At 41.3% G+C, this 22,083-nt stretch carries 18 protein-coding genes; 4 read left to right on the top strand and 14 right to left on the bottom strand.

Annotated elements, in window-relative coordinates; translation table 11 throughout:
- Positions 1 to 47 precede the first annotated feature (47 nt).
- From DVR12_RS05675 to DVR12_RS05650, 6 genes are all read right to left on the bottom strand, one after another.
- Positions 48 to 410, bottom strand: a complete 363-nt coding sequence (locus DVR12_RS05675; RefSeq protein ID WP_116974521.1) for a response regulator — start codon at positions 408 to 410, stop codon at positions 48 to 50.
- 39 nt (positions 411 to 449) lie between these two features.
- Positions 450 to 656 carry a hypothetical protein gene (locus DVR12_RS05670; RefSeq protein ID WP_116974520.1) on the bottom strand — a complete coding sequence of 69 codons (207 nt, stop codon included), beginning with the start codon at positions 654 to 656 and terminating at the stop codon, positions 450 to 452.
- Positions 657 to 763: 107 nt separating this feature from the next.
- Positions 764 to 1,516 (bottom strand): LytR/AlgR family response regulator transcription factor, encoded by a 753-nt coding sequence (locus DVR12_RS05665; protein WP_116974518.1) that lies wholly within the window; start codon positions 1,514 to 1,516, stop codon positions 764 to 766.
- Positions 1,517 to 1,519: 3 nt separating this feature from the next.
- The gene (locus tag DVR12_RS05660; RefSeq protein ID WP_116974516.1) at positions 1,520 to 2,680 is read right to left on the bottom strand and encodes a sensor histidine kinase; all 1,161 of its coding nucleotides are present in this window, start codon (positions 2,678 to 2,680) and stop codon (positions 1,520 to 1,522) included.
- 473 nt (positions 2,681 to 3,153) lie between these two features.
- Positions 3,154 to 3,501, bottom strand: coding sequence for a hypothetical protein (locus tag DVR12_RS05655; RefSeq protein WP_116974514.1), 348 nt, complete (start codon positions 3,499 to 3,501; stop codon positions 3,154 to 3,156).
- Positions 3,502 to 3,513: 12 nt separating this feature from the next.
- The gene (locus DVR12_RS05650; RefSeq protein WP_116974513.1) at positions 3,514 to 4,224 is read right to left on the bottom strand and encodes a glycine-rich domain-containing protein; all 711 of its coding nucleotides are present in this window, start codon (positions 4,222 to 4,224) and stop codon (positions 3,514 to 3,516) included.
- Positions 4,225 to 4,326: 102 nt separating this feature from the next.
- Between DVR12_RS05650 and DVR12_RS05645 the strand changes: the two genes are divergently transcribed.
- Positions 4,327 to 5,208 (top strand): hypothetical protein, encoded by an 882-nt coding sequence (locus DVR12_RS05645; protein ID WP_116974511.1) that lies wholly within the window; start codon positions 4,327 to 4,329, stop codon positions 5,206 to 5,208.
- Positions 5,209 to 5,261: 53 nt separating this feature from the next.
- Here the strand turns inward: DVR12_RS05645 and DVR12_RS05640 are convergent, their stop codons facing one another.
- A complete protein-coding gene (locus tag DVR12_RS05640) occupies positions 5,262 to 5,669 on the bottom strand; it encodes a c-type cytochrome (RefSeq protein WP_116974509.1) in 408 nt (135 codons plus the stop codon).
- Between the two features lie 686 nt (positions 5,670 to 6,355).
- On the opposite strand from DVR12_RS05640, the gene DVR12_RS05635 reads away from it, so the two are divergent.
- A complete protein-coding gene (locus DVR12_RS05635) occupies positions 6,356 to 10,288 on the top strand; it encodes a Pls/PosA family non-ribosomal peptide synthetase (RefSeq protein WP_116974507.1) in 3,933 nt (1,310 codons plus the stop codon).
- A gap of 2 nt (positions 10,289 to 10,290) precedes the next feature.
- On the top strand, positions 10,291 to 10,821 hold the full coding sequence (locus tag DVR12_RS05630; protein WP_116974505.1) for a GNAT family N-acetyltransferase: 531 nt from the start codon (positions 10,291 to 10,293) through the stop codon (positions 10,819 to 10,821).
- Here the strand turns inward: DVR12_RS05630 and DVR12_RS05625 are convergent, their stop codons facing one another.
- The 7 genes from DVR12_RS05625 to DVR12_RS05595 all read right to left on the bottom strand — a co-directional run bounded on the left by DVR12_RS05625 (position 10,822) and on the right by DVR12_RS05595 (position 20,217).
- Positions 10,822 to 12,072 carry a DUF2264 domain-containing protein gene (locus DVR12_RS05625; RefSeq protein WP_116974504.1) on the bottom strand — a complete coding sequence of 417 codons (1,251 nt, stop codon included), beginning with the start codon at positions 12,070 to 12,072 and terminating at the stop codon, positions 10,822 to 10,824.
- A 47-nt stretch (positions 12,073 to 12,119) separates the two neighbouring features.
- A complete protein-coding gene (locus DVR12_RS05620; RefSeq protein WP_116974503.1) occupies positions 12,120 to 13,313 on the bottom strand; it encodes a glycoside hydrolase family 88 protein in 1,194 nt (397 codons plus the stop codon).
- Positions 13,314 to 13,333: 20 nt separating this feature from the next.
- A complete protein-coding gene (locus DVR12_RS05615; protein ID WP_116974501.1) occupies positions 13,334 to 14,383 on the bottom strand; it encodes a LacI family DNA-binding transcriptional regulator in 1,050 nt (349 codons plus the stop codon).
- Between the two features lie 11 nt (positions 14,384 to 14,394).
- Positions 14,395 to 15,156 (bottom strand): 2-dehydro-3-deoxy-D-gluconate 5-dehydrogenase KduD, encoded by a 762-nt coding sequence (gene kduD, locus DVR12_RS05610; protein ID WP_116974499.1) that lies wholly within the window; start codon positions 15,154 to 15,156, stop codon positions 14,395 to 14,397.
- A 4-nt stretch (positions 15,157 to 15,160) separates the two neighbouring features.
- Complete coding sequence (locus DVR12_RS27550; RefSeq protein WP_158563209.1) at positions 15,161 to 17,332, bottom strand: DUF4861 family protein; 2,172 nt, start codon at positions 17,330 to 17,332, stop codon at positions 15,161 to 15,163.
- Between the two features lie 24 nt (positions 17,333 to 17,356).
- Entirely contained in the window at positions 17,357 to 18,199 is an 843-nt protein-coding gene (gene kduI / locus DVR12_RS05600; RefSeq protein WP_116974497.1) for a 5-dehydro-4-deoxy-D-glucuronate isomerase, read from the bottom strand.
- An 83-nt stretch (positions 18,200 to 18,282) separates the two neighbouring features.
- The gene (locus tag DVR12_RS05595; protein ID WP_116974495.1) at positions 18,283 to 20,217 is read right to left on the bottom strand and encodes a heparinase II/III domain-containing protein; all 1,935 of its coding nucleotides are present in this window, start codon (positions 20,215 to 20,217) and stop codon (positions 18,283 to 18,285) included.
- Positions 20,218 to 20,386: 169 nt separating this feature from the next.
- Between DVR12_RS05595 and DVR12_RS05590 the strand changes: the two genes are divergently transcribed.
- Positions 20,387 to 22,033: a UxaA family hydrolase gene (locus DVR12_RS05590; protein WP_116975118.1), complete on the top strand. Its 1,647-nt coding sequence runs from the start codon at positions 20,387 to 20,389 to the stop codon at positions 22,031 to 22,033.
- The last annotated feature ends 50 nt before the right edge of the window (positions 22,034 to 22,083 follow it).

Raw genomic sequence — 22,083 nt, 5'->3', positions numbered from 1 at the left:
TTGATCGCGTGTTTAAATAAAGGTACTTTCTTTTTCTAAGAAAAAACTTATGAAGAGGCAATCTTCAATCGTTCCATTTCTCCGACAAACTTTTTATAGCTTGCGGGTTTTCCCAAGTAACCACGTTTTCCACGATGAAAAAGGTGTTGCACTTCGCGGCTCGAGTATGCCGTTACGAGAATAAAAACACAATCATTTTGCATAAGTCGTGAGATATATTCCCGATTATCACCTCTTAGATTAACATCCATAAAGACAACATCCACTTTCCTTTCAGCAATTAAATCAGCTACGGTTTTCAATTCCAGGGATTTAGTAACAAGTTCCAGATAGGGTGTTCTTTGGATATAGCTTTCTAGTATGTCTAATGCAAGTGGCTCGTCATCAATTATCGCGCATCTGTATTGCATTGTATCACAAGGGGGGTTAAGCACAATGAATAAATTTAATTAAGGTTTACCGGTAGTTATTGTGGTAAGAATAGTTGTAGTTGGTGAAGTTTCGTAAGTGGTAGGTTGAGTAGGTAAACTCATGGCAGCTGTACCTCTGGTTCTACCAGCTTTCAGATTTTCAATTACAGCTACATCAGCTTTCATAACAACTTCTTTCTCGAATTTCAGCATTGAACGGCTGATAACAGCGTTATCTTTTAACATGATAAACAAATTTAAAAGTGATTAATTGTTTGTCACGCCGAAATTCGTTCAAGAGGGTTAACTCTCACAGTTTATTAGACGTAATTACCGAAATTTTCGACAAACAGTTATTCTTCCTCATCATTAAATCCTGCAATTCCCAATAATCTTTTCAAATCTTGCCTTGCAGTTTTAGAAATAATAATGTTCTGACCATTCACTACTTCAACTGTATTGCCCATTAAAGATTTAATTGCCTGCAGCCTTACAATATAGGATTTATGTATTCTGAAAAACTGATCTGAGGGGAGTAAGTCTTCGATTCCTTTCATTCGCATGTAAGTAATGATCGACTTATCCTGGCAGATAATCTTTATATAGTCTTTCATTCCCTCAATATAAAGAATATCATCGAACAGTATTTTGGTAAATTTATTATTATCCTTTACAAACAGATGATTATTCGCTGCTGCCTTGGGTTTAGCGGCTTCTGCGGCGATAGATTGCAGACTTTTCTGCTGAATGGTTGTTCTTGCCTTATTAACTGCTTTCAGAAAACGTTCGAAGGAAATAGGCTTTACTAGATAATCTACCGCATCGAGCTCAAAACCAGCAATAGCATGATCTCTGGATGCTGTTGTAAAAATAATAAAGGGAGGATTACTAAGCGATCTGATCATTTCAAGCCCATTTATATTAGGCATCTGAATATCGGACAACAGTAAGTCGATCTGTTGTGTCTGCAACACCTCAATGGCTTCCATAGCGTTTTCACAAAATGCTACAGGATGTAAAAAAGGAATCCGTGAAATATAGTTCTCCATTAGGTCTCTGGCAAATGGCTCGTCATCTACAACGAGACATTTAATTGTTTGCTCCATACTTTAGCTTAAGGTTATTGTCAGCACTACTTTATAAGAATCTGATTTATTCTCAATCTGTAGATCATGCTTACCAGGATATAGTAATAATAGGCGTTTTCTTGTGTTTACCAATCCGATTCCTCCAACTCCCTGCTTTTGCTCCGGCCCCTGCCCTTTGCTGTTTGCAATTTCAAATCTGAGTTTATCGGTCACTTCAATCTTTGCATTCACCCAACACTCAGCAGAATTAGTGCTGTGAGAATATTTGAATGCGTTTTCTACAAAAGGGAACATTAATAATGGAGGAATGGTCAGATCTGTCATCTGATCAGGATCATAATTAAAGGTGATGCTTGCATTCTTACCATATCTTACGGATTCCAACTCAATATAGTTTTTAAGAAACTCCGCTTCCATCTGTAATGGTACCTTATCCGTATTTGAATCATACAATGTATAACGCATCATTTCCGACAGGTGCATAATAAGATCTGAAGCCAATGCATCATTACGAATAGATAAGGAATAAATATTATTAAGTGTATTAAATAAAAAATGAGGATTTAACTGAGATCTTAGAAAATTGACCTCCAAATCCAGATTATCTCTCTCTAAACGCAGCTGACGCGTTGTACCCCTTATTATATCGAGCACCAATTTTAAAATCATTACTGGTCCGATCGCAATAATCACTGGAATAAATAAACGTAAAAGATTGGAAATCGACAGTGTTTGGGCCCATCCTCCGTCTACAACCCTTTGCATCAGTTGCCTCGTTCCCAGATCCGATACCTCAAAATGCGACATCGTATAGGTTGCACTCAAATAATTGAGGACCGCCCAGAATACAAATGGCAGGCAAAACCCTATAAATGCCAAAAACCAATGCCCTTTCAGCAAAAGCTTAGGAATAGTAAAATAAAAGACAGTATAAAACGCAAACATACTGCCGAAAATATTCCTGGCCAGAATAGAAAAGGCTACCGGTAACGATACCATGAAGCCCGAATAAAACATGATAAAATTCATCACCGCCAGACCTACCCACATAATTATATGTGTCCATAACCGTGCATTAGTCTTATAATACCGGTCAGACATAAAAAATGAAACCCAGGACGCCAGTTTCTTTTTTACCCTGGATTCATCTAATTCTGCCGTGTTACTTAATATTCCAGTCATTACTTCTGTGTATATCTATTTCATTTAAAAAAGCAAGTAATAAAAAATACCTGATCTGTCTGTTAATTTCTTTTCACATTAAATATACTTATAATTTAATTATCATAATTCCTCTGCAACTTCCAGATTCCTAATTGATTATACCCTATATACTACTTCAGTTATTGGATAGTACCGTATTTTCATCGTGTATATTAGTTACTTCATCTAATAAGTTTATCAAACAGATAATTTATGCTCACTTTTGATATCAGAAAGCAGTGCTAGTGAATGACACTGTATTGAACTCAAAAACAATGATGAATGTTCGTCTCACAAACGTACTTAATACTTTCATCCATTGTTGTTACCATTGTGCTATTTGTACCAGAGCATTAACATCATTATAATTCATTTACAATCTATAATTCGTCTCAATATCTATTAAAGACATTTGATTCTATGAAGCCCCCTTTGAAGAGATAGACAATAGTCTATCTCTTTTTGTTTGCCCACACCATCAGCATTGTAAACAACTGAACTATCAGTATAATACTCAAATATCCTATAGAACGCCCATTATAAAGCCCCTGAGTCAACCTTACCATCCCTAAAACCATCACTCCGGTTGTTACCCACCTCAGTAAATCGACCCGCGATTCATTTAATTTTAACAACCACCTCACGTCTACCAGGTTGACCAAAAACAGACTGCAATAGAAACTTAAAAACTGCTTCCCATCCAAATTATAAGGAGAAATTCCACCACTTTTTATATAAACATATATGAAAGGTAAAAAGTAGCCGATATATACCAGATCTAAGACTTTTGTATTTCTCATAGTATTCATGTTTTAATCTCCCCCTCCACCGCATCCGCCACATCCACTGCCACAACTACTACCGCAACTGCTTCCACAACTACTTCCACCGCCACTCGTACAGGAACTCGTTCCACCTCCACTACCATCAGATTTTCCTCCTCCTAATGTGGAAATAAAGGCAAAGGCTGCTATCATCAGGCTAATATAAAAGACGGGAGGAGCAGAGGAACAACCCGTAAGTAGTACTATAAAAGCTAAGAATATTAACAAAGGCCATTTAAATTTTGGTAACTTTTTCACCGGCTTGCTCACTTCCCAAATGTCGGCCGGTGGGGTTTCTCCAAACTGCTCCACATACGAACTAATAGTTGCCTGCTGCCATTCCTTATGCTTAGTCCGCTGATCAGCTCCGCCGGTACTTGGCTCGTGGTGAAGAGACTGCTTTAATGTCTGCCCGCAAAATACTTCCCAGTAATTTCTTGTGTAGAGTAAGTGTAAATGCCAGACTTCATCAATTACCTGGCTGGGGGAGGCTCCCGTTGGTGAGATACAACATAGGTAAACAAACTTTTTATATTCTTCTATTGCCCGATCCGTAAAGCTTTTATCCCATTTCTGCTCTTTTGCCAATCGCCCCGAAAAAGGAACTAACGCCAACGGATCATCTATCTCAAAGGCCACTATCCTATCCCATAACTGCTTGCCTGGTGGCAACTCCATAAATTTTTGACTTGTACTCATATCTTCTTTTTTTATGTTGAACTAAAATTGAAAAATTATATTAATACAGAAATCTTATACGTATCTTATCGCATCTTATTTCTGTATTATAATCGTCTTATTATGACTAGGGAAGAATTTAATAACTTAGAAAGATTAGTGAACTATATATCCTGGCATTTCCTCAAAAAATCGTCCTGGGAGCATGTCAGCAAAGCCGAATGGACCTACGCAGCACAAGAATTAAATGCTATAGCAGCAAGAAAACACAGTAAGAAAAACATACTGCCTCTACTGGGAGATAATTATTTATATGAACACATCATCATCAAAAAATTAAAAGCAGGTAACAAACAATCCTTACAAAGTATAAGTAGCCCCAATTTCTCAAAGCTCAACCAAATAAGCTTTTTACTGGGGTATCACAATTATATAGATTTCCTCAACAGCGCAGCTACCAATCACCCTTTCCAGGAATTGAAAATCAATATTCCTCTGGCTTCTCCCAATCGTCAGCTGTTAGACCAGCTTGTAGGGCATTGGTATTGTTATAACCGCAACCTCTCCTCTGAAACAAGTAAGAAAGCCGAGGAAAGAATTATGCGCTCATCGCTGGAAATCTATAAGTCGGGGGAAGAATATCTGGTAGAAAGAAGTGGTAGAGATAACCATATTTACTACGGGAAAATCACCTGCTTCAACAACTTCATATTTATTATTCTGAATAGTACTACGTTTATTCGCCAACGTCATTTTATTGGGAAAGTAAATGATATGGAAGATAAATTACATCGCAACGGATATAAGATTGATGAATTGAATTTTGTAAGCACCTGCGTTAGTTTTAATGAGGAGCCAATTGCACTCTATGAGATCTTTCACCGGATTAAGCCTAAGGAGTTTCAGCGCCAATCGATAGACCTGCCATTTGATAGTCCATTGTTACCACAGCGCATTTTGGAGCAATTGAAGGATAGCGAGCAAAACCGGATTACTCAGCACTAGATTCATACAAAAGCAGCAGTGATAAGCTCCCTGCTGCTTTGCAAATACATCTACTATTTTCCTGGTTCCGGTGCTACATCTGGTTTTGTCTTTGGCTCTTTATTACCATTATGACAAGTGTAGCAGGTAACAGACATTGTTGCACTGCCTTTAAAGAACTTCTTATTAATACGTTGGCTCATACGCATCATATCTCTTGCAATTCCTTTATGCTCATTGGCATCGCTTGCGAAATCCAGTTTTTTGGGATCATCCTGACGAGGCTCGTGACAGAAATTACATTTTACGCCTAATGCAGCGTTAAAACCACGCATAACAGTGATAAGCTCTTCATGCCCAATATTTTTAGGCAGGACTTTTAGATTAGTCGCCTTCTCCGGCTCCTGGGGCAGAGTAAGAGAACAAAGGGTACCTGCTGCAACAATAGCAGCAACTACCACGAAACTTTTTCTGATTTTCATGACCATAGGTTTAATTAGTCTGTTAAATGCTTCCTTCAGACAGGTAATCTACAAAAAAGAATAATATCTTGTTATGTCCGTTAGATTTAATCTAAAGCCATGAAATACATGGGGTAAAACCTTAAAATTTGATTATATAACGCTAGAGGCTGTATTTAAAAAAACTTATATAACAAAAGAAGGGCTGCCCGGTTAAGTGGACAGCCCGGTTTTTGCTTATGAAAAAAGGACCAGCACTAAAAAGTGCCTGCCGGTTATACGAAAGAATAATTTTTGTGGCCATAAAGAAAGTAGTTAAAACCAATACCTGCTATAGTTTGGCTAATAATTTTTAAACATGATCCTTGAAACACTTAGTCAGATAATGGTTTTGCTATTTATCAGATTTTACCAGCAGCAAGTATAATTGTCTAGTATTCGGAATTGGAATGCTTAAATTGCTAACGACAGTATTTTTTTGGTTGAAGCTTTCTTAAATTTAATCAATTATTCATCAAATCGCAACACTGGTGTTACTACACCTATTTCTGATTTTGTTACAGAACCCGAATTAAGTATCTTCGGAAGATGAAACCCGAAGTTGACCATACCAAACCTCATTTTTTTAAGGGTATTATAAGCCCAACGTACTTTTCTTACGTGTACCTTTGAGGTACAAACAACGAAGAAATACGGCACAAGAATTTATGAATGTGAATAGCATAGTTAAAGGGCCCCACCAGCCAGAACTTATCCACGATGAAACCTTGGCAGATCTATTTGCTGCCACTGTGACGTCGAATCCTCAACACACCGCCCTGATCTTTCAACAACGATCATATACTTATCAGGAATTAGATAACTGGAGTAATGCTATTGCTGCTTTCCTACAGGAGAATGGTATTGGCCCCGGCAGCCTTGTAGGCGTCTGGTGGCCTCGTGGTGCCGAATTACATGCTGCCATTCTTGGCATTATTAAAGCCGGTGCCGGATATGTACCTCTCGATAGTGAAATGCCTGCTGAAAGAGTGGAAGGCGTATTAACAGAAGTACAAGCTGCCGCCTGCTTTAGTCAACATGCTTTACAAATCCCGGCCCCTATTTTAAGTGTTCCGGCTTTCACCAATAAAACCGAAACCTTTACACTTAAAGGCAGTACTTCACCGGATAACATCGCTTACGTACTCTACACTTCCGGAAGTACCGGCAAACCCAAAGGAATTCCAATCACCCAACGTCAGATCTGCCACCTAATCAGAGCTGAACAAACGGTGCTGAATATATTACCAACAGATAAAGTATACCAGGGCTTCTCTGTATCATTTGATATGTGGTGCGAAGAAACCTGGGTTAGCTACTATGTAGGAGCTACCATCTGGGTTGCTGATGCCACCACTGCTAAAGCAATAGATGAATTGGCCAATGTCCTTAAAAAAGAACAGATTACTGTTTTACATGCTGTTCCCAGTTTACTGGCAATTATGGACAACGATATTCCATCTATTCGCTTAATCAATGCAGGTGGTGAAGCCTGCACTCCTCAGGTACTCGCCCGCTGGGGAAATCCTCCCAGAAAGTTTTACAACAGCTACGGTCCTACGGAAACTACCGTGAGTGCCACCTTTGCTGCTCTCAAACCTGGCGACTATATCACCATCGGCCAGCCATTGCCCAACTATAATATGGCTGTGGTAGATGATCAGTTAAATATTCTTCCCGCCGGTGAAAGGGGTGAGCTAATTATTTCAGGACCAGGTGTAGGATTGGGATACATTAACAATCCCGAACTCACCAACGCTAAATTTGTAGATAAGCCAGCCAGGATGACCGATTTACCGGGTACAAGATTATATCGAACCGGTGATGCTGCCATCATTATGCCCGATGGAAGCATCGACTTTCAGGGGAGACTGGATGATCAGATAAAACTACGTGGTTACAGAATTGAATTAGGCGAAATCGAAAACCAGCTTAATGCGAATGAAGGTATTGTGGCCGCAGCTGTAGCCGTGAAAAAAGATAATAACGACCAGGATCAACTGGTTGGTTATATCGTAAGTGAAGCCGGCATAAAACAGGACCAGGCTATCTTAAGAGCCAACCTCGCTAAGGTTTTGCCAGCCTACATGATACCCGGAATTATTGTAGAACTGCCTGATATGCCTCGTTTGCCAAGTGGCAAAATTAACAGGAAAGCCCTACCGCTTCCCGAAGCTTTTAAAGAGGTGGCATCTCACGAAACAATAGATCCTAATGCTCCTTTACAGGAACGTGTACACGCTATTCTTAAAAAAGTCTTTCCTGACCGGGAAATCAATTGGCAGCAAGACTTCTTTACAGACCTGGGAGGCCATTCTCTATTGGCAGCTGCATTTGTTTCCAGACTTCGGAAAGAAGCAAATGTACCTCAGGCATCCTTAAAGGATATTTATATGCACAGGCCGCTCCAGAAATTGGTGAGAGCCTGGGAAAGTGCCGCTCCCGTTACTAAACCCAAAGAATCTACTTTTCAGAAAGTGCCGGAATGGCGCCATTTGCTATGTTGGTTTGGACAAACTATTTCTGTTTTGGTGATATACGGACTTTTCGCCATGCAGATTTTCTTTCCTTATCTGGGTTATTATTATGTTCAGGAAAATACAGAACACCTGGGTTATGGTATACTTACTGCCCTGGTATTATTCTGTTTATTGCCACCTATATTTTCAGCATTAATCATTATCTCCAAAAGATTAATTATCGGCAAAATGAAAGCCGGAGATTATCCCGTTTGGGGAGGCTATTACTTCAGATGGTGGTTGGTAAAAACAATACAACGACTGATGCCAAGCCAGTTTCTCAACGGAACTCCGCTGTACCCAATGTACTTAAGGGCATTGGGAGTAAAAATTTCGCCGGATGCGCAATTGGCCGCCGTAACTATTGGTGCCGAAGATCTGGTTACTATCGGAAGTGATGTAAGTATCAGTTCTCAGGTAGTAATTAATAATGCAGTGGTGGAAGATGGATTGCTTAAGCTTCGCCATGTTTACCTGGGTGATCATGCTTATATAGGTAGTAGTGCAGTAGTAGCAGGAGATACTGTAATGGAGCCATGGAGCGAACTACAGGACTTAAGCTATCTCTCAGCCAATAATACTATTAAAAGTGGAGAAGTTTGGTACGGTAGCCCTGCTGTTTTAAAGGTAACAAAATCGCTGGACGAATTACCGCAACCACTGCCTGTATCGAGGGCAACCAGAATAAGGTATAGTGTAATCTTTTCATTATTCCTGCTTGTATTTCCATTTACGGTTTTACTTCCGCTGTTGCCTACCATTATTGCAATTAACAGGATGGATGACGCTGCCCCCGATTATAATTTCAATTACATGATCATCGTTCCGGCTTTGGCGTTGAGTTATATCATCCTGTTTATAGCACAAACGATTATACTAAGCAGGCTGCTGCAAACCGGCATAAAACCGGGTGTTTATCCGGTATACAGTGCTTTTTATGTACGTAAATGGTTTGCAGATCAATTGATGTCATTATCCTTAATTGTGATCCATCCGATTTATGCAACAGTTTATATCTCCTCACTCTTCAGAGCTTTAGGAGCTAAAATCGGGAAGAACACAGAGGTTTCGACTGCAAGTAGTGTTACACATCCGCTACTGGAAATTGGCGACGGTGCCTTCATTGCTGATGCCGTAACATTAGGGGAATCGGACGTAAGAGGACAACGATTAATTCTTGAAAAAACAATTATTCATAATACCAGTTTTGTTGGTAACAGTGCTCTGATTCCTCAGGGCTACGAGTTACCCGAAAACATGCTGATCGGTGTTTTATCCACACCTCCGGATAAAGAACAATTGAAAAGCGATAAATCACGCGATTGGTTTGGCTCTCCTGCGATTGCCCTGCCTCGCAGACAGGCCAGTTATTACTTCCCTCCGGAACTAACAACTAACCCTTCTAACCGAAGAAGAACAGCAAGGGCATTCGTAGAATTTGTAAGAATTCTCATCCCTGAAACAGTTGTTATCTGCTGCAGTATTCTTTTCATCGCCTATAGCCATGATTTGCTTACTCAGAAGCCTATGTGGCAGGTATTATTGAAATTCCCACTTTACTACCTATTCTTCCTGGGCCTTCCTGCATTTATGTTTACAGTAATTGTAAAATGGCTGTTGATAGGTAAATATAAACCTATCCAAAGCCCGATGTGGACCAGCAAAGTTTGGTGCAGTGAATTGATCACTGCCACTTATGAGGCGCTTTCAATTCCCTTCCTGCTCGATTTTCTGAAAGGTACTCCCTGGTTACCTATGTCATTGAGATTATTAGGCGTAAAAACAGGAAGAAGAGTAATAATGTATACAGCAGATATCACTGAATTTGATATGGTGAGCATAGGTAGCGATAGTGCACTAAATGAAGACAGCGGCCCTCAGACACATCTGTTTGAAGACAGAGTAATGAAGATTGGAGCTATTAAAATAGGTGACCGAAGTAGCATCGGTGCAAGATCCATCATCCTTTATGATAGTGAAGTGGGAGACGATGTAAATATCGCTCCGCTTTCATTGGTCATGAAAGGCGAAAATTTACAATCTGGTACCAATTGGACGGGTAGCCCGGTTAAACCTGCATAGTTATGAGCATCACCATTGTACCTGTACAGATCAGAGATCATTATACTATCATGAATGATCTGATGCGAGAATTACATATTTCAGAGAAAATGTTCTTCGCTCAAACGGCCGACTGGGATAGCATTTCAGGCGATTATCTTGATCATGTAATTGAAATGCAGGAAAACTATGATGGTACTTGTTTAATGGCTTATGTTGATGGAGTTCCTGCAGGATTTATTTTCGCATATATCGAAGAACCCGACGAGAGCAGAATTGAAGCCTATACCGGCAATACATTGTATGTCTCTGATGGATATGTTCAACCAACTTTCAGACGTCAGGGTATTTACAGAATGATGAATGATGAACTGGAGAAAATATACCTGGCAAAAGGAGTCAGAAGAATAGTCAGGTATACCCTCACCAACAATCACAGAATGCAGGAATTCCTGGCCAGCAAGGAATATACAGCGGTCAGGATTGTATACGAAAAATGGTTGGATGAAGACGGCACAAAGACAATTGATTTAGGTCTTCAACCTAAACAATAATCAAAAGTCAATTGCATGATCTTTCATCACATTTTCACCACCCCATACTTTTTTTGAAGTCCATGCTGCCGCCGGGTCAGACCAGAAAGGATGCTCCGGTGGCAGGCCAAGAGCCAGGAACCCGGTAGTACATAAATACAGGCTGCCCGTAGAAGTATAAACATCTGCTATATCCGGCTGGTGGCCACATACTCCAATTCTTAACCACCCATTTTTATCGAAAGTACCAGGAGCTTCAAATAAACGTTTATTCACTGCCGTTAGTGCAGCTCTTACTTGCGCACCAGTAATTCCTTCGGGAAGTTTATCTGCCAGTGCCACTTGTGCCAATGCCTGGAATGCACCATTTCTGTAAGGCATAGATCTGCCAACAATGGGAAATGTACCTTCTGGTGAAATCTGCCTTTCTAAAATAGCACTGTAACGCTGCATACGTTTGAATGCCTGTTCATAAGCCATTACAGGCACTTCATTCTTATCGGCCATTACTTTAAGAACATCAACCAGCATGGGTTGAATCACAAACGAGTTGTAATAATCGAAATGGAAGGCCGCCCCATCTCCATACATACTATCTCCTTTATACCATTCCTGCATCTTCTCTACTGCATAGGTAACAGGTTTCTTTTTCCAGGCTGCCCCGAATTGTAACAGCATTGCTTCAATAATAGCTGAAAATAATAGCCAATTGCTGTTTCCAGGTTTTATACTACGCAAACTTATTAATCCATCGATTACCTGTTGCTGAGTTGTTGCTGAAAGCTTTTGCCAGATTTGCTTAGGCGCTCTCAACATTCCATGTGCCAGGAATGCACCATCTACCAATGGCTGCCCATCGTACTTCCCGGTAAAATTCATATAATCGGGCGACCGTGGGTCTACAGCCTTTTCTATGGCTTGCAGAGTTAGGGTTAATAAACGTTCTCGTTTCTTTCCTTCCACCGTATTATCGGGCCCCAGTTCCAACCAGGGAGCCAGACCGGCAAGAGTTCTTCCAAACGCTTCCAGATAAGTAACTTTATCTACCTGCTTGCCATAATGCGGAGCTACTTCTGTAGGCATAGTAGCTTTCAGATTTCCTGCACTTAATTGTTTGATAACCGGATTTACAATTTTAATCAGCAGATCTACATTATAATCTCTGTCCGAAACGGGAGCAGGGGCCGCAATAGCCTGGGTGATATGGCCACTACCGAGGGTAGTAGCCACACCAGCCATTGGAACGGCTTTAAGAAAAAAACGCCTGTTCATTGTTCTAAATATTTATACTCTAAAAATGTTAAGCATCAATCTAAAAACTATTTAGCAAGATTTTTATATCTCAATAATGCCTCAACAAAATAATAATCTGCATAGGTCAATGGTACATCTACTTCTGATTTATGAGGTATAGAACCAACACTATGCATCAGTATGAAATGATTATTTGTTCCTTCCTTAGCGAGATAGGCATCGCTGCATAAGCTATTTAAAATCTTTTCAGCAGCCGACCAATAACGTTTGCCTTCCGTTTTTCCGGCATAACCACTCAACTCAAGAAGAGCCGAAGCGGTGATAGCACCGGCAGATACGTCTCTGAGCGCATCCGGAATACCAGGAGCATTAAAATCCCAGTATGGAATGAGGTCGGCCGGCATATTTGGATGATTAAGCATATAGTCGGCTATCTGCTTGGCTTGCGCCAGGTATTTTTTATCTCTGGTATCGCGGTACATCATGGTGAATCCATACAAACCCCAAGCCTGCCCTCTTGCCCATGCAGAGCTATCTGCAGCTCCCTGAGCCGTTTTTCGCTCATTTATTTTTCCGGTTGCCGGGTCATAATCTACTACGTGAAAAGAACTATAATCATTCCGATAATGATTCTTAATAGTAGTGTTGGCATGCGTACGGGCTATTTTGGCAAAAGACTGATCTCCGCTGGTTCTTGAAGCCCAGTTTAAAAGTTCCAGGTTCATCATATTATCAATAATAACGGGGAACTTCCAGGTACCATGATCCCAGGATTTTATGCAACCAACAGTTGGGTTAAAGCGGGTACATAAAGATCTTGCACTTGTTAATAAAATGGATCTGTAAGCAGTATCTTTTGTAATACGCAAGGCATTGCCAAATGAACAATACATCATAAACCCAAGATCATGGGTAGATGTATTGAATTGTTCTTTTTTGACTAATTCCATCCGCTTCAGTGCTTCATCTTTAAAGATGGGGTCTTTAGTGTATTCATACAGGTACCAGTTGGTACCTGGATAGAAACCGGATGTCCACCATCCTGAATTGGAAGTTTCCAGACTTCCGTCTTTACTTTTGGTAGTTTTGGGTAATACATTGGCAGGCAAAACTGCCATCATGCCTTTGTATTGCTTGGCGGCTAGTTGCAGTGCTGCATCAGCTTTTGCAAGTAACCCGGCATTAGCTTTACCGGTTTGTGCATACGTTTGCATAAAAGGAACCAGCAAACAGAATAAGGTTAGATAACGTTTCTTCATAACAGTGGATTATTATTTAATCATTTCTTCTTTCTCCCATGCTTCACCGGAGCAGCAGACGATTCGCGCTCCAGCAGTTGGATAGGTATAATTTCCGGAGTGAACTTTGTTGCAGCAGTTGGAGAATTTATCAATTCCATCAGTGCTGCCACTACTCTTTCACCCATCATTGCAGGATATTGATCCACACTAGAAATAGGTGGTGAAATAATTTCCGTTCTCGGATCATTAGAATATCCTACTATTTTTAGTTCTTCGGGCACTTTTACCTTTATTGTTCTGCAATACTCCATAACAGTAATGGCAGTGGTATCATTGGAAGCGAAAATCCCATCGGGATAAGGCTTCTGGGAAAATATCTTCTTACAGGTCTGCCAGGCACTTTCACGGGTTAATTCCTGGTAAAACAACCTGTTTTTCCTAACCGGAATCTGATGTTGCTGCAATGCTTTCTTATAACCTGCAACTCTCTCTACATACAGGTTACAGGACAAGGGCCCTGAAATATGCACAATATCACGGCAGCCACGTTCTATAAGATGGGAGGTGGCCAGGTATCCTCCTAAATAATCATCCCCCTTAATTACTTTAACATCATAATCTTTCGGAACCCTATCAAAAAATACGACAGGAATATTGTTTGTTCTGAAAATATCAAAATGCGAGAAGTCGGTGGTATATAAAGTAGTTGAAACCACCAAACCATCTACCCTGGCCGAATACAATGTATTGACCAGTGCAATTTCCTGTTCGTAGCTATCGTTCGATTGGCAAATGATCAGGTGATATCCATACTCCTGGAGTTTGTTCTGGATAATGGTACTGATAGTTGCCGGAAAGAACATAGAAATACGCGGCACTATCAATCCGATAGTTTTGCTTTTATTATTTCTAAGTCCGGCTGCCAGTGCATTGGGTCGGTAACCCAACTTACGAGCCATTTTCTTCACTTTCTCTTTCGTACGTGCGCTAATGTTTGGATTATCATTTAAGGCGCGTGACACGGTAGATACGGAGAGGTTTAGCTCTTCTGCAATATCAACAATAGTTTTTTCAGTACGTTTGCTCATGTAGTTCCTTATTATCTTCCCATCCAACCTCCATCAACAATCAGGGTAGTACCGTGTACATAATCGGCAGCTTTGGAAGCCAGAAAAACAACCGGCCCGGCAAAATCGGCGGGTGTACCCCAGCGACCAGCAGGTATTCTGTCGAGAATTGACTGACTGCGGTCTTTATCTGCCCTTAATGCGGCTGTATTGTCGGTATCTATATATCCTGGTGCTATTGCATTTACATTTACACCCTTTGAGGCCCATTCATTTGCAAATGCCTTCACCAGAGAGCCTACAGCCCCTTTACTGGCCGCATAACCCGGTACGTTTATTCCACCCTGGAAGGTTAGCAGTGAGGCTGTAAAGATAATCTTTCCGCTCCCTTGTTCCGTCATTCGTTTACCAATTTCACGGGTAAGAATAAACGGGGCATTAAGATTGGTATCAATTACCTCATCCCAATATTCATCAGGATGTTCGGCAGCCGGTTTTCTTTTGATAGTACCAGCATTATTGATTAGGATATCGATAACCGGAAAGTCTTGTTTCACCTGTTCAATAAACGTGTAAAGGGCTTTACGATCAGAGAAATCGCATTGATATGCTTTGAAGTTACGGCCTATAGCGGTAACCTCTTTTTCCACTTCGCTGCCTTGTAGTTCCAGGGAGGCAGATACTCCGATAATATCGGCTCCTGCCTCTGCCAGTGCAATAGCCATTGCTTTACCAATGCCACGTTTACAACCTGTTACAAGGGCTATCTTTCCGTTTAGCTGAAATAAATTCATGAGTTTATTGAATCGTTAATGGTTGTTTTAATTTCTGTGCAAATGATTGCAGATAATCGAACCAGGCATTGGCAGATTCTATATTTCCACCCTTACTCCAGGCAGCACCAAAGTAATAACTATAGGGCTGTTGATTATTTGCCGTTCCTTTGCGCAATAGATGCACTTTATCGGTCTGAAGATTTACCGGAGAATTAAACACACATCCGGTTCCAATAGTTCCATCTGCGCCGTGTTGAGGTTCCCAATATCCCATTATCCCATTTTTTTCGTCGAGTAGCAGGGTTCCTGGTTCGTCTCGTTTGATGATGCCTGTAACTACCGGTAAAGAATCGCCTTTAAAGCTGAATTGCATCTGCATTTTGTTGAGCTGGGAACCCGCGTCTATTGTCACTGTTTTGGTAACGGTTACAGGAACATTACCAGCATTCCAGGCTTCATAAGTTAAAACGAAAGTAGTGCGTAAGGGTCCATTATCCAATGTTTTCCATTGCCTGTAGTTTTTTGGATAATAGATTGAATCTTTTCCATAGGGCGCGGTATCTCCAGCACCTAAGGTAAGATGTACACTAAAGAAATCGAGCCCCTGACCATTATCGTGGTGATAATTATCCAGTTTATACCAGGTATCTATTACCAGGTCATTTGTACGTTTAGCCCAGACATCAATACCATGTGCCATTTCATTAGGCACCTGCTCCAATGCTTTTCCGTACATTCTAAAAGCAATTTTATCATTTTCCCAGGCATAATCGTCCTTTCTTTCAGGTACGTATCTGCCGTAGGTTCTTGCTTTAACAGGAGCCGGAGTACCTGCAGTAATAGCTGCCGGGATGCTGGCTCCGGGAGGGATGGTAACCAGAAAAACTATTTTCTGAGGAGTAGTTTTTCCTTCATAAACGAGTTGATATGGAATTTCGACGCCTCTTAACAGGTCAGTTACTATAAAGCTTTTGGAAAGCTGCTTATTTAGCTTAGCTGCAAACTGTGAATAGGGTATTTCCACTACTTCCGTTTCTCTGCTTAAGCCGGTATTATTAGTGATTGTGAGTACCGGAGCTTTTTGCTGTTGAAGATCATATTTAATTAACTCTGATCCTGCCAGTAGAAAAGCGCCTATGCCATAAACGTCGGTATCTTCCGCTGTTGCTTTGCCTGGAGCAGCAGCTATTACCTGTACGAAGCCAAGTTTACCATTGGGTTGTACGCATCCGATAAGGGCCTGCCAGCCTTTCTGTACAACAGGCAGAAATTCTGCCGCCGGAAGTATATTATTATTGACTCCCCACGTTAATGCATATACGTAAAAACCAGTGCCGCTTGTTTCTTTTGCAGGATAGTTGTCCGGGTCGAGCAGGCTGGCATGCCAGGTACCATCGGCCGATTGCAGGCGTTTAATGCGATAGGCCATTTGCTTATATAGCTCTATGAACTGCTGCCGGGAAGGATGATTTGCAGGCAGATTATTCAGCATACGCACCAATCCACCCATTACCCAACCATTGCCTCTGCTCCAATATATGTTGGCATTATTCTGTTCTTTCTTTCCAATAAAGCTACCATCACGATAATACAAACTATCCTGCTTATTGTACAGGTAGTCGGTAGTTTTCCACCAGAGTTTTATAGCTGTTTCAATATAACGGGGATCTTTGGTTGCTGTGCTTAAGTAAGCCAGCGCCGGTGGGCCCATGAACAAGGCATCGCACCATGCCCATTCTCTGCGATGAATGCTATTTTTCCATTCGAGCGATTCGGTATGTGGAGCAGCCACTATACTATCCGCTAGCTTCCTCCATTTAGCAATCATCGATGGATCACTATATAGGGAAGAGAGTTGTGAATACATTTGGCCAACACAATAGTCATCTGCAAAAAACCTGTCTGGTCCTGTGTTCCAATTATTTCCTTTAGCAACCTCCAATAATCTGTTTATATAAGCAGCATTGTTGGAAACGGTGGTAAGGGCCATCATACCAGCATACATAGCGCCGTTGGTCCAGTCGGTAGGGGAATGGTTCCAGCCTCTGTCGGTAATGCGTTGCCACTGCCAGGAAGCTACTTTTTCCATTTGCGTCACTATTTGTGGTGCGCTATACTCTGAAATTGGTTGTTGAGCCTGCAGCGCTAAACCGGATAGTAATAAAGCCAGCAGGTTACTTAATTTCTTTTTCATGTTTTAGCAGATGTTATCAGTTCATTAACGTAGATCGTTGATCCTGCAATGGTCCATATCTCCATAATCCATATTTTCACCAGCCATGCCCCAGATAAAGGTGTAGTTACTGGTACCGGCACCGGAGTGGATAGACCATGGTGGGGAAATTACAGCCTGTTCGTTCTGCATCCATATATGGCGGGTTTCCTGAGGCTGGCCCATAAAATGGCAGACAGACTGGTTTTCTGGTACTTCAAAATAGAAATAGACCTCCATTCTTCTGTCGTGAGTGTGGGCAGGCATCGTATTCCATACACTACCAGGTTTCAGTTCTGTCATTCCCATTTGCAGCTGGCATGTTTGCAACACACTGTTTACAAGCAGTTTATTGATAGTGCGATGGTTTGAGGTTTCCAAAGCTCCCAGCGTTACAACCTCTGCATCGAGCCTTGACACCTTACGGGTTGGATAAGTATGATGAGCAGGAGTACTATTCAGGTAAAATTTAGCCGGATGTTGTGGATCTTTACTGTGGAAAACTACCTGTGTTTCTCCTTTTCCTATATATAGTGCTTCTTTAAAAGCCAGTTCATAGGTGGTATCTCCTACCTGCACTATTCCGGTGCCTCCTACGTTGATGATGCCAAGTTCTCGTCTTTCCAGGAAATACGGAGCTTTGAGCAAATCTATTGTTTCGAGTTTAATTGCTTTGGAAACAGGCATTGCACCACCAGCCATAAAGCGGTCGTAATGGGTATAAGTCCATCTACACTCCTCTGCTTCAAAAATCTTTTCTATCAGGAATTCCTGTCTTAATTGTGCGGTATCAAATTGTTTAATTGCTGCCGGGCTGTTGGCATATCTGGATTCAAAGATGGTACTCATAAATTCGCGCTGTGTTAATTGACAATAAATTTATGCAAACGTTTGCAAAAATCAAGGCATCAATATAAAAAAAATGTACTTTCTTACTTAAGCATGGTAAATACAATATGGCTACTACCCTTCAGGGTATTGGATTTAGGCTGCAATGAAATACGTCCGATATGATCTCCCCATACTGGTGTAAGCCTTCCGTCTGCCACCTCCTGTTTTTCGATCTGCAGCTCAAAGGCAGCAGCATTATAGGAGATCTGGAGAGTAGCATCTGCACTTTTCAACAGAATGCGGCCTGGTTTACTGGTATCGGCTTCCAGGGAAGTAATAAAATGTAGCCTGGTGGGTTCTTTGTAAGCAGAAAGTTCCCACTGATCATCTAACTGTAAGGAACGTTTCGCCGGCTGAAAAATAAAGCTACGCTGCCATTCCTTTACCGCGGCAGCTTCGGGATAGGCAGCCGATAAATCCATGCTCAGCTTATTTTTTATAAAGGAAACATTCTTTGCCTGAAACTTTCTTCCATCATGTTGTTGTACCCCGTTGATTGTCGGGCAATTATGCCATTGCGACTGCATAAACCATAGTTTGTATCTGTCGGCACTAAATGTTTGTTTAGTATAGGTTCCCACACCCACATCTATAATAGCGGGTTTACCATTCATATAGAGTACAAAATTGCCTACATCGTTGTGATTATGGCTTTCGGCATTATGTCCGCCCTGGGCAGCAAAGAATAAACCTTTTGCAGTACCAGCTTCAGACCTCATAGATAACACCTGCAGGTTGGGCAACCAGTTTACTGCAGTATACGGAGCTGCCGGTTGGGTGGCCAGCATAGCCCGGCGATATTCCAGATTATAGATAAAAAAGGCAAGTGAAGGGTTCTTAATCTTGTTGCTGTCGGGATTCTCGATCTGGGCTAAGTAAGCCCCAAAATGTTGCAATGCCGGGTCATTGAATGCAAGTCCGTATAAAAACACGGTATGTGGTGGTGGAATCGTTTGCGCAGATGCATCGGCGAAATTTACGTACCGGTTACTATCTACATGCATCTTATAGATATAGTTTCCAATCTGATGAATCAGTTCATTATTGCTCCAGTTCAATTGCTGATTGGAAGCTATTTGCAACCAGTTAATAAATTCAATTAGTTTACCACCTGCATGGCCCCAATAGGTGGGCCCCTCATCGCATCCACCATCTTCGGGGTAACCATTCAGGAAGAAATCGGCGCTTCTGATAGCCTTGTCTATCATTTTATTTCTTGTATCAGTATCCTGTTCACTCAGCAGGGCGACCTGCAACACATTAGTATTGATCCATATATTCCAGTTGTTCATTTCACGGCCATTGAATCCCATCCACCAAAAATCATTTCTTGCTAAAAAAGGCTCTGTAATACGATATTTTAGCTCAAAATCGATTCGTCTGTTTAGCTGAGGCGAAAGCTTATCCAGCTCCTTTCGTAGGAGAAACTGTGTATAGCTGATAGTGGCAGCGGTTTCACCCGCAAATAAATCCACTACAGGTTCGGAAGGATCCGGCAAGCCGCTGCCGGCTTTTTGTGCGCCTATATGGGCAGGTAAAACCCAGGTACTTTCTTCCAAAATCAGCCATAAACCATTGGCTATCTGAGGTAAATACTTACCATTTCCACCTGCTAATTCGCCGGCTACAAGGGCAGAAAGAACTTTTCTTCTTTCAAATTGAGCATTTTCAAAATTTACCCGGTTTCCGTTATCCCGGTATTGCAGATATAGGGCGGCTGTGAGAGAGGGCCAGTTAAACTCCCTTGCTTTATCGGCTGCCGCAAGGATATTGGCTTTTGCTTCGGCTGGCAAACTAGCCATATCGCTGATAATAGCTGAATACTTTTCCTGTTTCCATTTTTCTATATCAGCAAAAGCAGTAGTTCCACCTGCCCTCCGGAACTCTTTATAAAGGTAATCTCGCTGGCTATAGGCATTTACCCCAATACCGAGAAGCAATACCAGTATTATGAAAGTCGGCTTTATATTGTACATTTGACAGTTAATTTTATAAACAAGATACTCTATAAATCGAGGGATAAAACCATTTTTTTACCAGTGGCAGTATGGCTTTTCGGCTGTTGAATAATGATTGGACAAAATGTTATCAAGGATTAATATTATAGTATCATCAGCCAGAAACCAGATTTACTACTTTAGCTCTATGAATACTTATCTTCAAATACATCCGGATGACAATGTGCTGGTAGCATTACAAGACTTACCGGCGGGCACTAATATCTCATTTAAAGGGCATGAAATTCAACTAAAAGAAAATATTGCAGCTAAACATAAATTTCTGATAAATGATGTAGAATCGGGTGCTCCTATTACCATGTATGGAGTGCTGGTAGGTAAATCAAATCAACCTATCGGGAAGGGAGCCAGTATAAATACCAAGAATGTAATTCACGATGCTAATGCTTTTCATGAAAAAGAAGGAGCTATCGACTGGCAGGCTCCGGATGTTAGCAGTTGGAAGAACAGAACCTTCATGGGCTACCAGAGAGCAGACGGACAAGTAGGTACCCGCAATTATTGGCTGGTAATTCCTTTGGTTTTCTGTGAAAACAGGAATGTAAGTGTAATTAAAACAGCTTTTGAAAAAGGGCTGGGATTTGCTCCTGCAGAGGTTTATAACGATCAGGTTCATGAACTGGTAGATCTTTATAAAAAAGGAGACCTTGAGGCTGTTCGTAATTATCAGGCAAAAGAACTAACGTCTACGAATCAACGTAGTTCTATTTTCCCTAATATTGATGGTATAAAATTCCTTACTCACGAAGGTGGTTGCGGAGGCACACGTCAGGATTCAGATGCCCTGTGTGCTTTACTGGCAGGATATATACATCACTCAAATGTAGCCGGAGCAACTATTCTGAGTTTAGGTTGCCAGCATGCCCAGGTTTCTATTTTACAGGAATCGTTGAAGAAGCTGAATCCATCGTTTAATAAACCTGTATTGGTTTACGAGCAACAAAAAAGTGCTTCCGAATTTGCCATGTTATCTTCAGCTATTAAAGATACCTTCCTGGCACTGGCAGAAGCAAATAAATTAACCAGGCAGCCAAGTCCTTTATCGAAAATCGTCATAGGCCTGGAATGTGGCGGATCCGATGGCTTCTCAGGCATCTCTGCAAATCCGGCTGTTGGTCATACCTCCGATTTATTGGTTGCATTAGGTGGCACCTCTATCCTCTCCGAGTTTCCTGAGTTATGTGGAGTAGAACAGGAACTGATAAATCGTTGTCAGACTACTGAAATCTCTGATAAATTCATCAAAATTATGCGGGCTTATGAATCACAGGCCCAATTAGTTGGTTCAGGGTTTTATATGAACCCTTCTCCTGGTAATATCAAAGACGGATTGATCACCGATGCCATTAAATCGGCCGGTGCTGCTAAAAAAGGCGGTACCTCTCCTGTAACTGATGTTTTGGATTATACAGAATACGTGACCAAACCCGGACTAAATTTACTTTGTACCCCCGGCAACGACGTAGAGTCTACCTCCGCGGAAGTAGGTTCCGGCGCCAATGTAGTATTATTTACAACCGGATTGGGTACCCCAACCGGTAACCCTATTGCCCCTGTTGTAAAATTAGCTACCAATACCAAACTCGCTACCCGTATGAAAGATATCATCGATATCAATACCGGTACAATTATCAGCGGGGAAAGAAGTATTGAAGAAATGGGTGAAGAAATATTAGAGTATGTTATTAAAACAGCCAGCGGGGAAGTATATACGAAGGCAGAACTTTTAAATCAGGATGATTTTATTCCTTGGAAAAGAGGGGTTTCTTTATAGATTTCTCGCAAAGAGGCAAAGAAGCAAAGAGGCATAAGGATCGAAGCGAA

Origin of the sequence: Chitinophaga silvatica (assembly GCF_003419895.1) — a bacterium.
Classification (GTDB): domain Bacteria; phylum Bacteroidota; class Bacteroidia; order Chitinophagales; family Chitinophagaceae; genus Chitinophaga; species Chitinophaga silvatica.
Note: the sequence above shows the minus strand (reverse complement) of the source record. Positions and strands in the feature narration are given on the sequence as shown.

What these genes read in the sequence shown, in the direction of transcription:
- DVR12_RS27550 (WP_158563209.1), bottom strand. Translation starts at nt 17,332, where the DNA reads ATGAAAAAGAAATTAAGTAACCTGCTGGCTTTATTACTATCCGGTTTA.
- DVR12_RS05660 (WP_116974516.1), bottom strand. Translation starts at nt 2,680, where the DNA reads ATGACTGGAATATTAAGTAACACGGCAGAATTAGATGAATCCAGGGTA.
- kduI (WP_116974497.1), bottom strand. Translation starts at nt 18,199, where the DNA reads ATGAGTACCATCTTTGAATCCAGATATGCCAACAGCCCGGCAGCAATT.
- DVR12_RS05620 (WP_116974503.1), bottom strand. Translation starts at nt 13,313, where the DNA reads ATGAAGAAACGTTATCTAACCTTATTCTGTTTGCTGGTTCCTTTTATG.
- DVR12_RS05655 (WP_116974514.1), bottom strand. Translation starts at nt 3,501, where the DNA reads ATGAGAAATACAAAAGTCTTAGATCTGGTATATATCGGCTACTTTTTA.
- DVR12_RS05665 (WP_116974518.1), bottom strand. Translation starts at nt 1,516, where the DNA reads ATGGAGCAAACAATTAAATGTCTCGTTGTAGATGACGAGCCATTTGCC.
- DVR12_RS05625 (WP_116974504.1), bottom strand. Translation starts at nt 12,072, where the DNA reads ATGAACAGGCGTTTTTTTCTTAAAGCCGTTCCAATGGCTGGTGTGGCT.
- DVR12_RS05630 (WP_116974505.1), top strand. Translation starts at nt 10,291, where the DNA reads ATGAGCATCACCATTGTACCTGTACAGATCAGAGATCATTATACTATC.
- DVR12_RS05615 (WP_116974501.1), bottom strand. Translation starts at nt 14,383, where the DNA reads ATGAGCAAACGTACTGAAAAAACTATTGTTGATATTGCAGAAGAGCTA.
- DVR12_RS05675 (WP_116974521.1), bottom strand. Translation starts at nt 410, where the DNA reads ATGCAATACAGATGCGCGATAATTGATGACGAGCCACTTGCATTAGAC.
- DVR12_RS05635 (WP_116974507.1), top strand. Translation starts at nt 6,356, where the DNA reads ATGAATGTGAATAGCATAGTTAAAGGGCCCCACCAGCCAGAACTTATC.
- DVR12_RS05640 (WP_116974509.1), bottom strand. Translation starts at nt 5,669, where the DNA reads ATGAAAATCAGAAAAAGTTTCGTGGTAGTTGCTGCTATTGTTGCAGCA.
- DVR12_RS05590 (WP_116975118.1), top strand. Translation starts at nt 20,387, where the DNA reads ATGAATACTTATCTTCAAATACATCCGGATGACAATGTGCTGGTAGCA.
- DVR12_RS05650 (WP_116974513.1), bottom strand. Translation starts at nt 4,224, where the DNA reads ATGAGTACAAGTCAAAAATTTATGGAGTTGCCACCAGGCAAGCAGTTA.
- DVR12_RS05595 (WP_116974495.1), bottom strand. Translation starts at nt 20,217, where the DNA reads ATGTACAATATAAAGCCGACTTTCATAATACTGGTATTGCTTCTCGGT.
- DVR12_RS05645 (WP_116974511.1), top strand. Translation starts at nt 4,327, where the DNA reads ATGACTAGGGAAGAATTTAATAACTTAGAAAGATTAGTGAACTATATA.
- kduD (WP_116974499.1), bottom strand. Translation starts at nt 15,156, where the DNA reads ATGAATTTATTTCAGCTAAACGGAAAGATAGCCCTTGTAACAGGTTGT.
- DVR12_RS05670 (WP_116974520.1), bottom strand. Translation starts at nt 656, where the DNA reads ATGTTAAAAGATAACGCTGTTATCAGCCGTTCAATGCTGAAATTCGAG.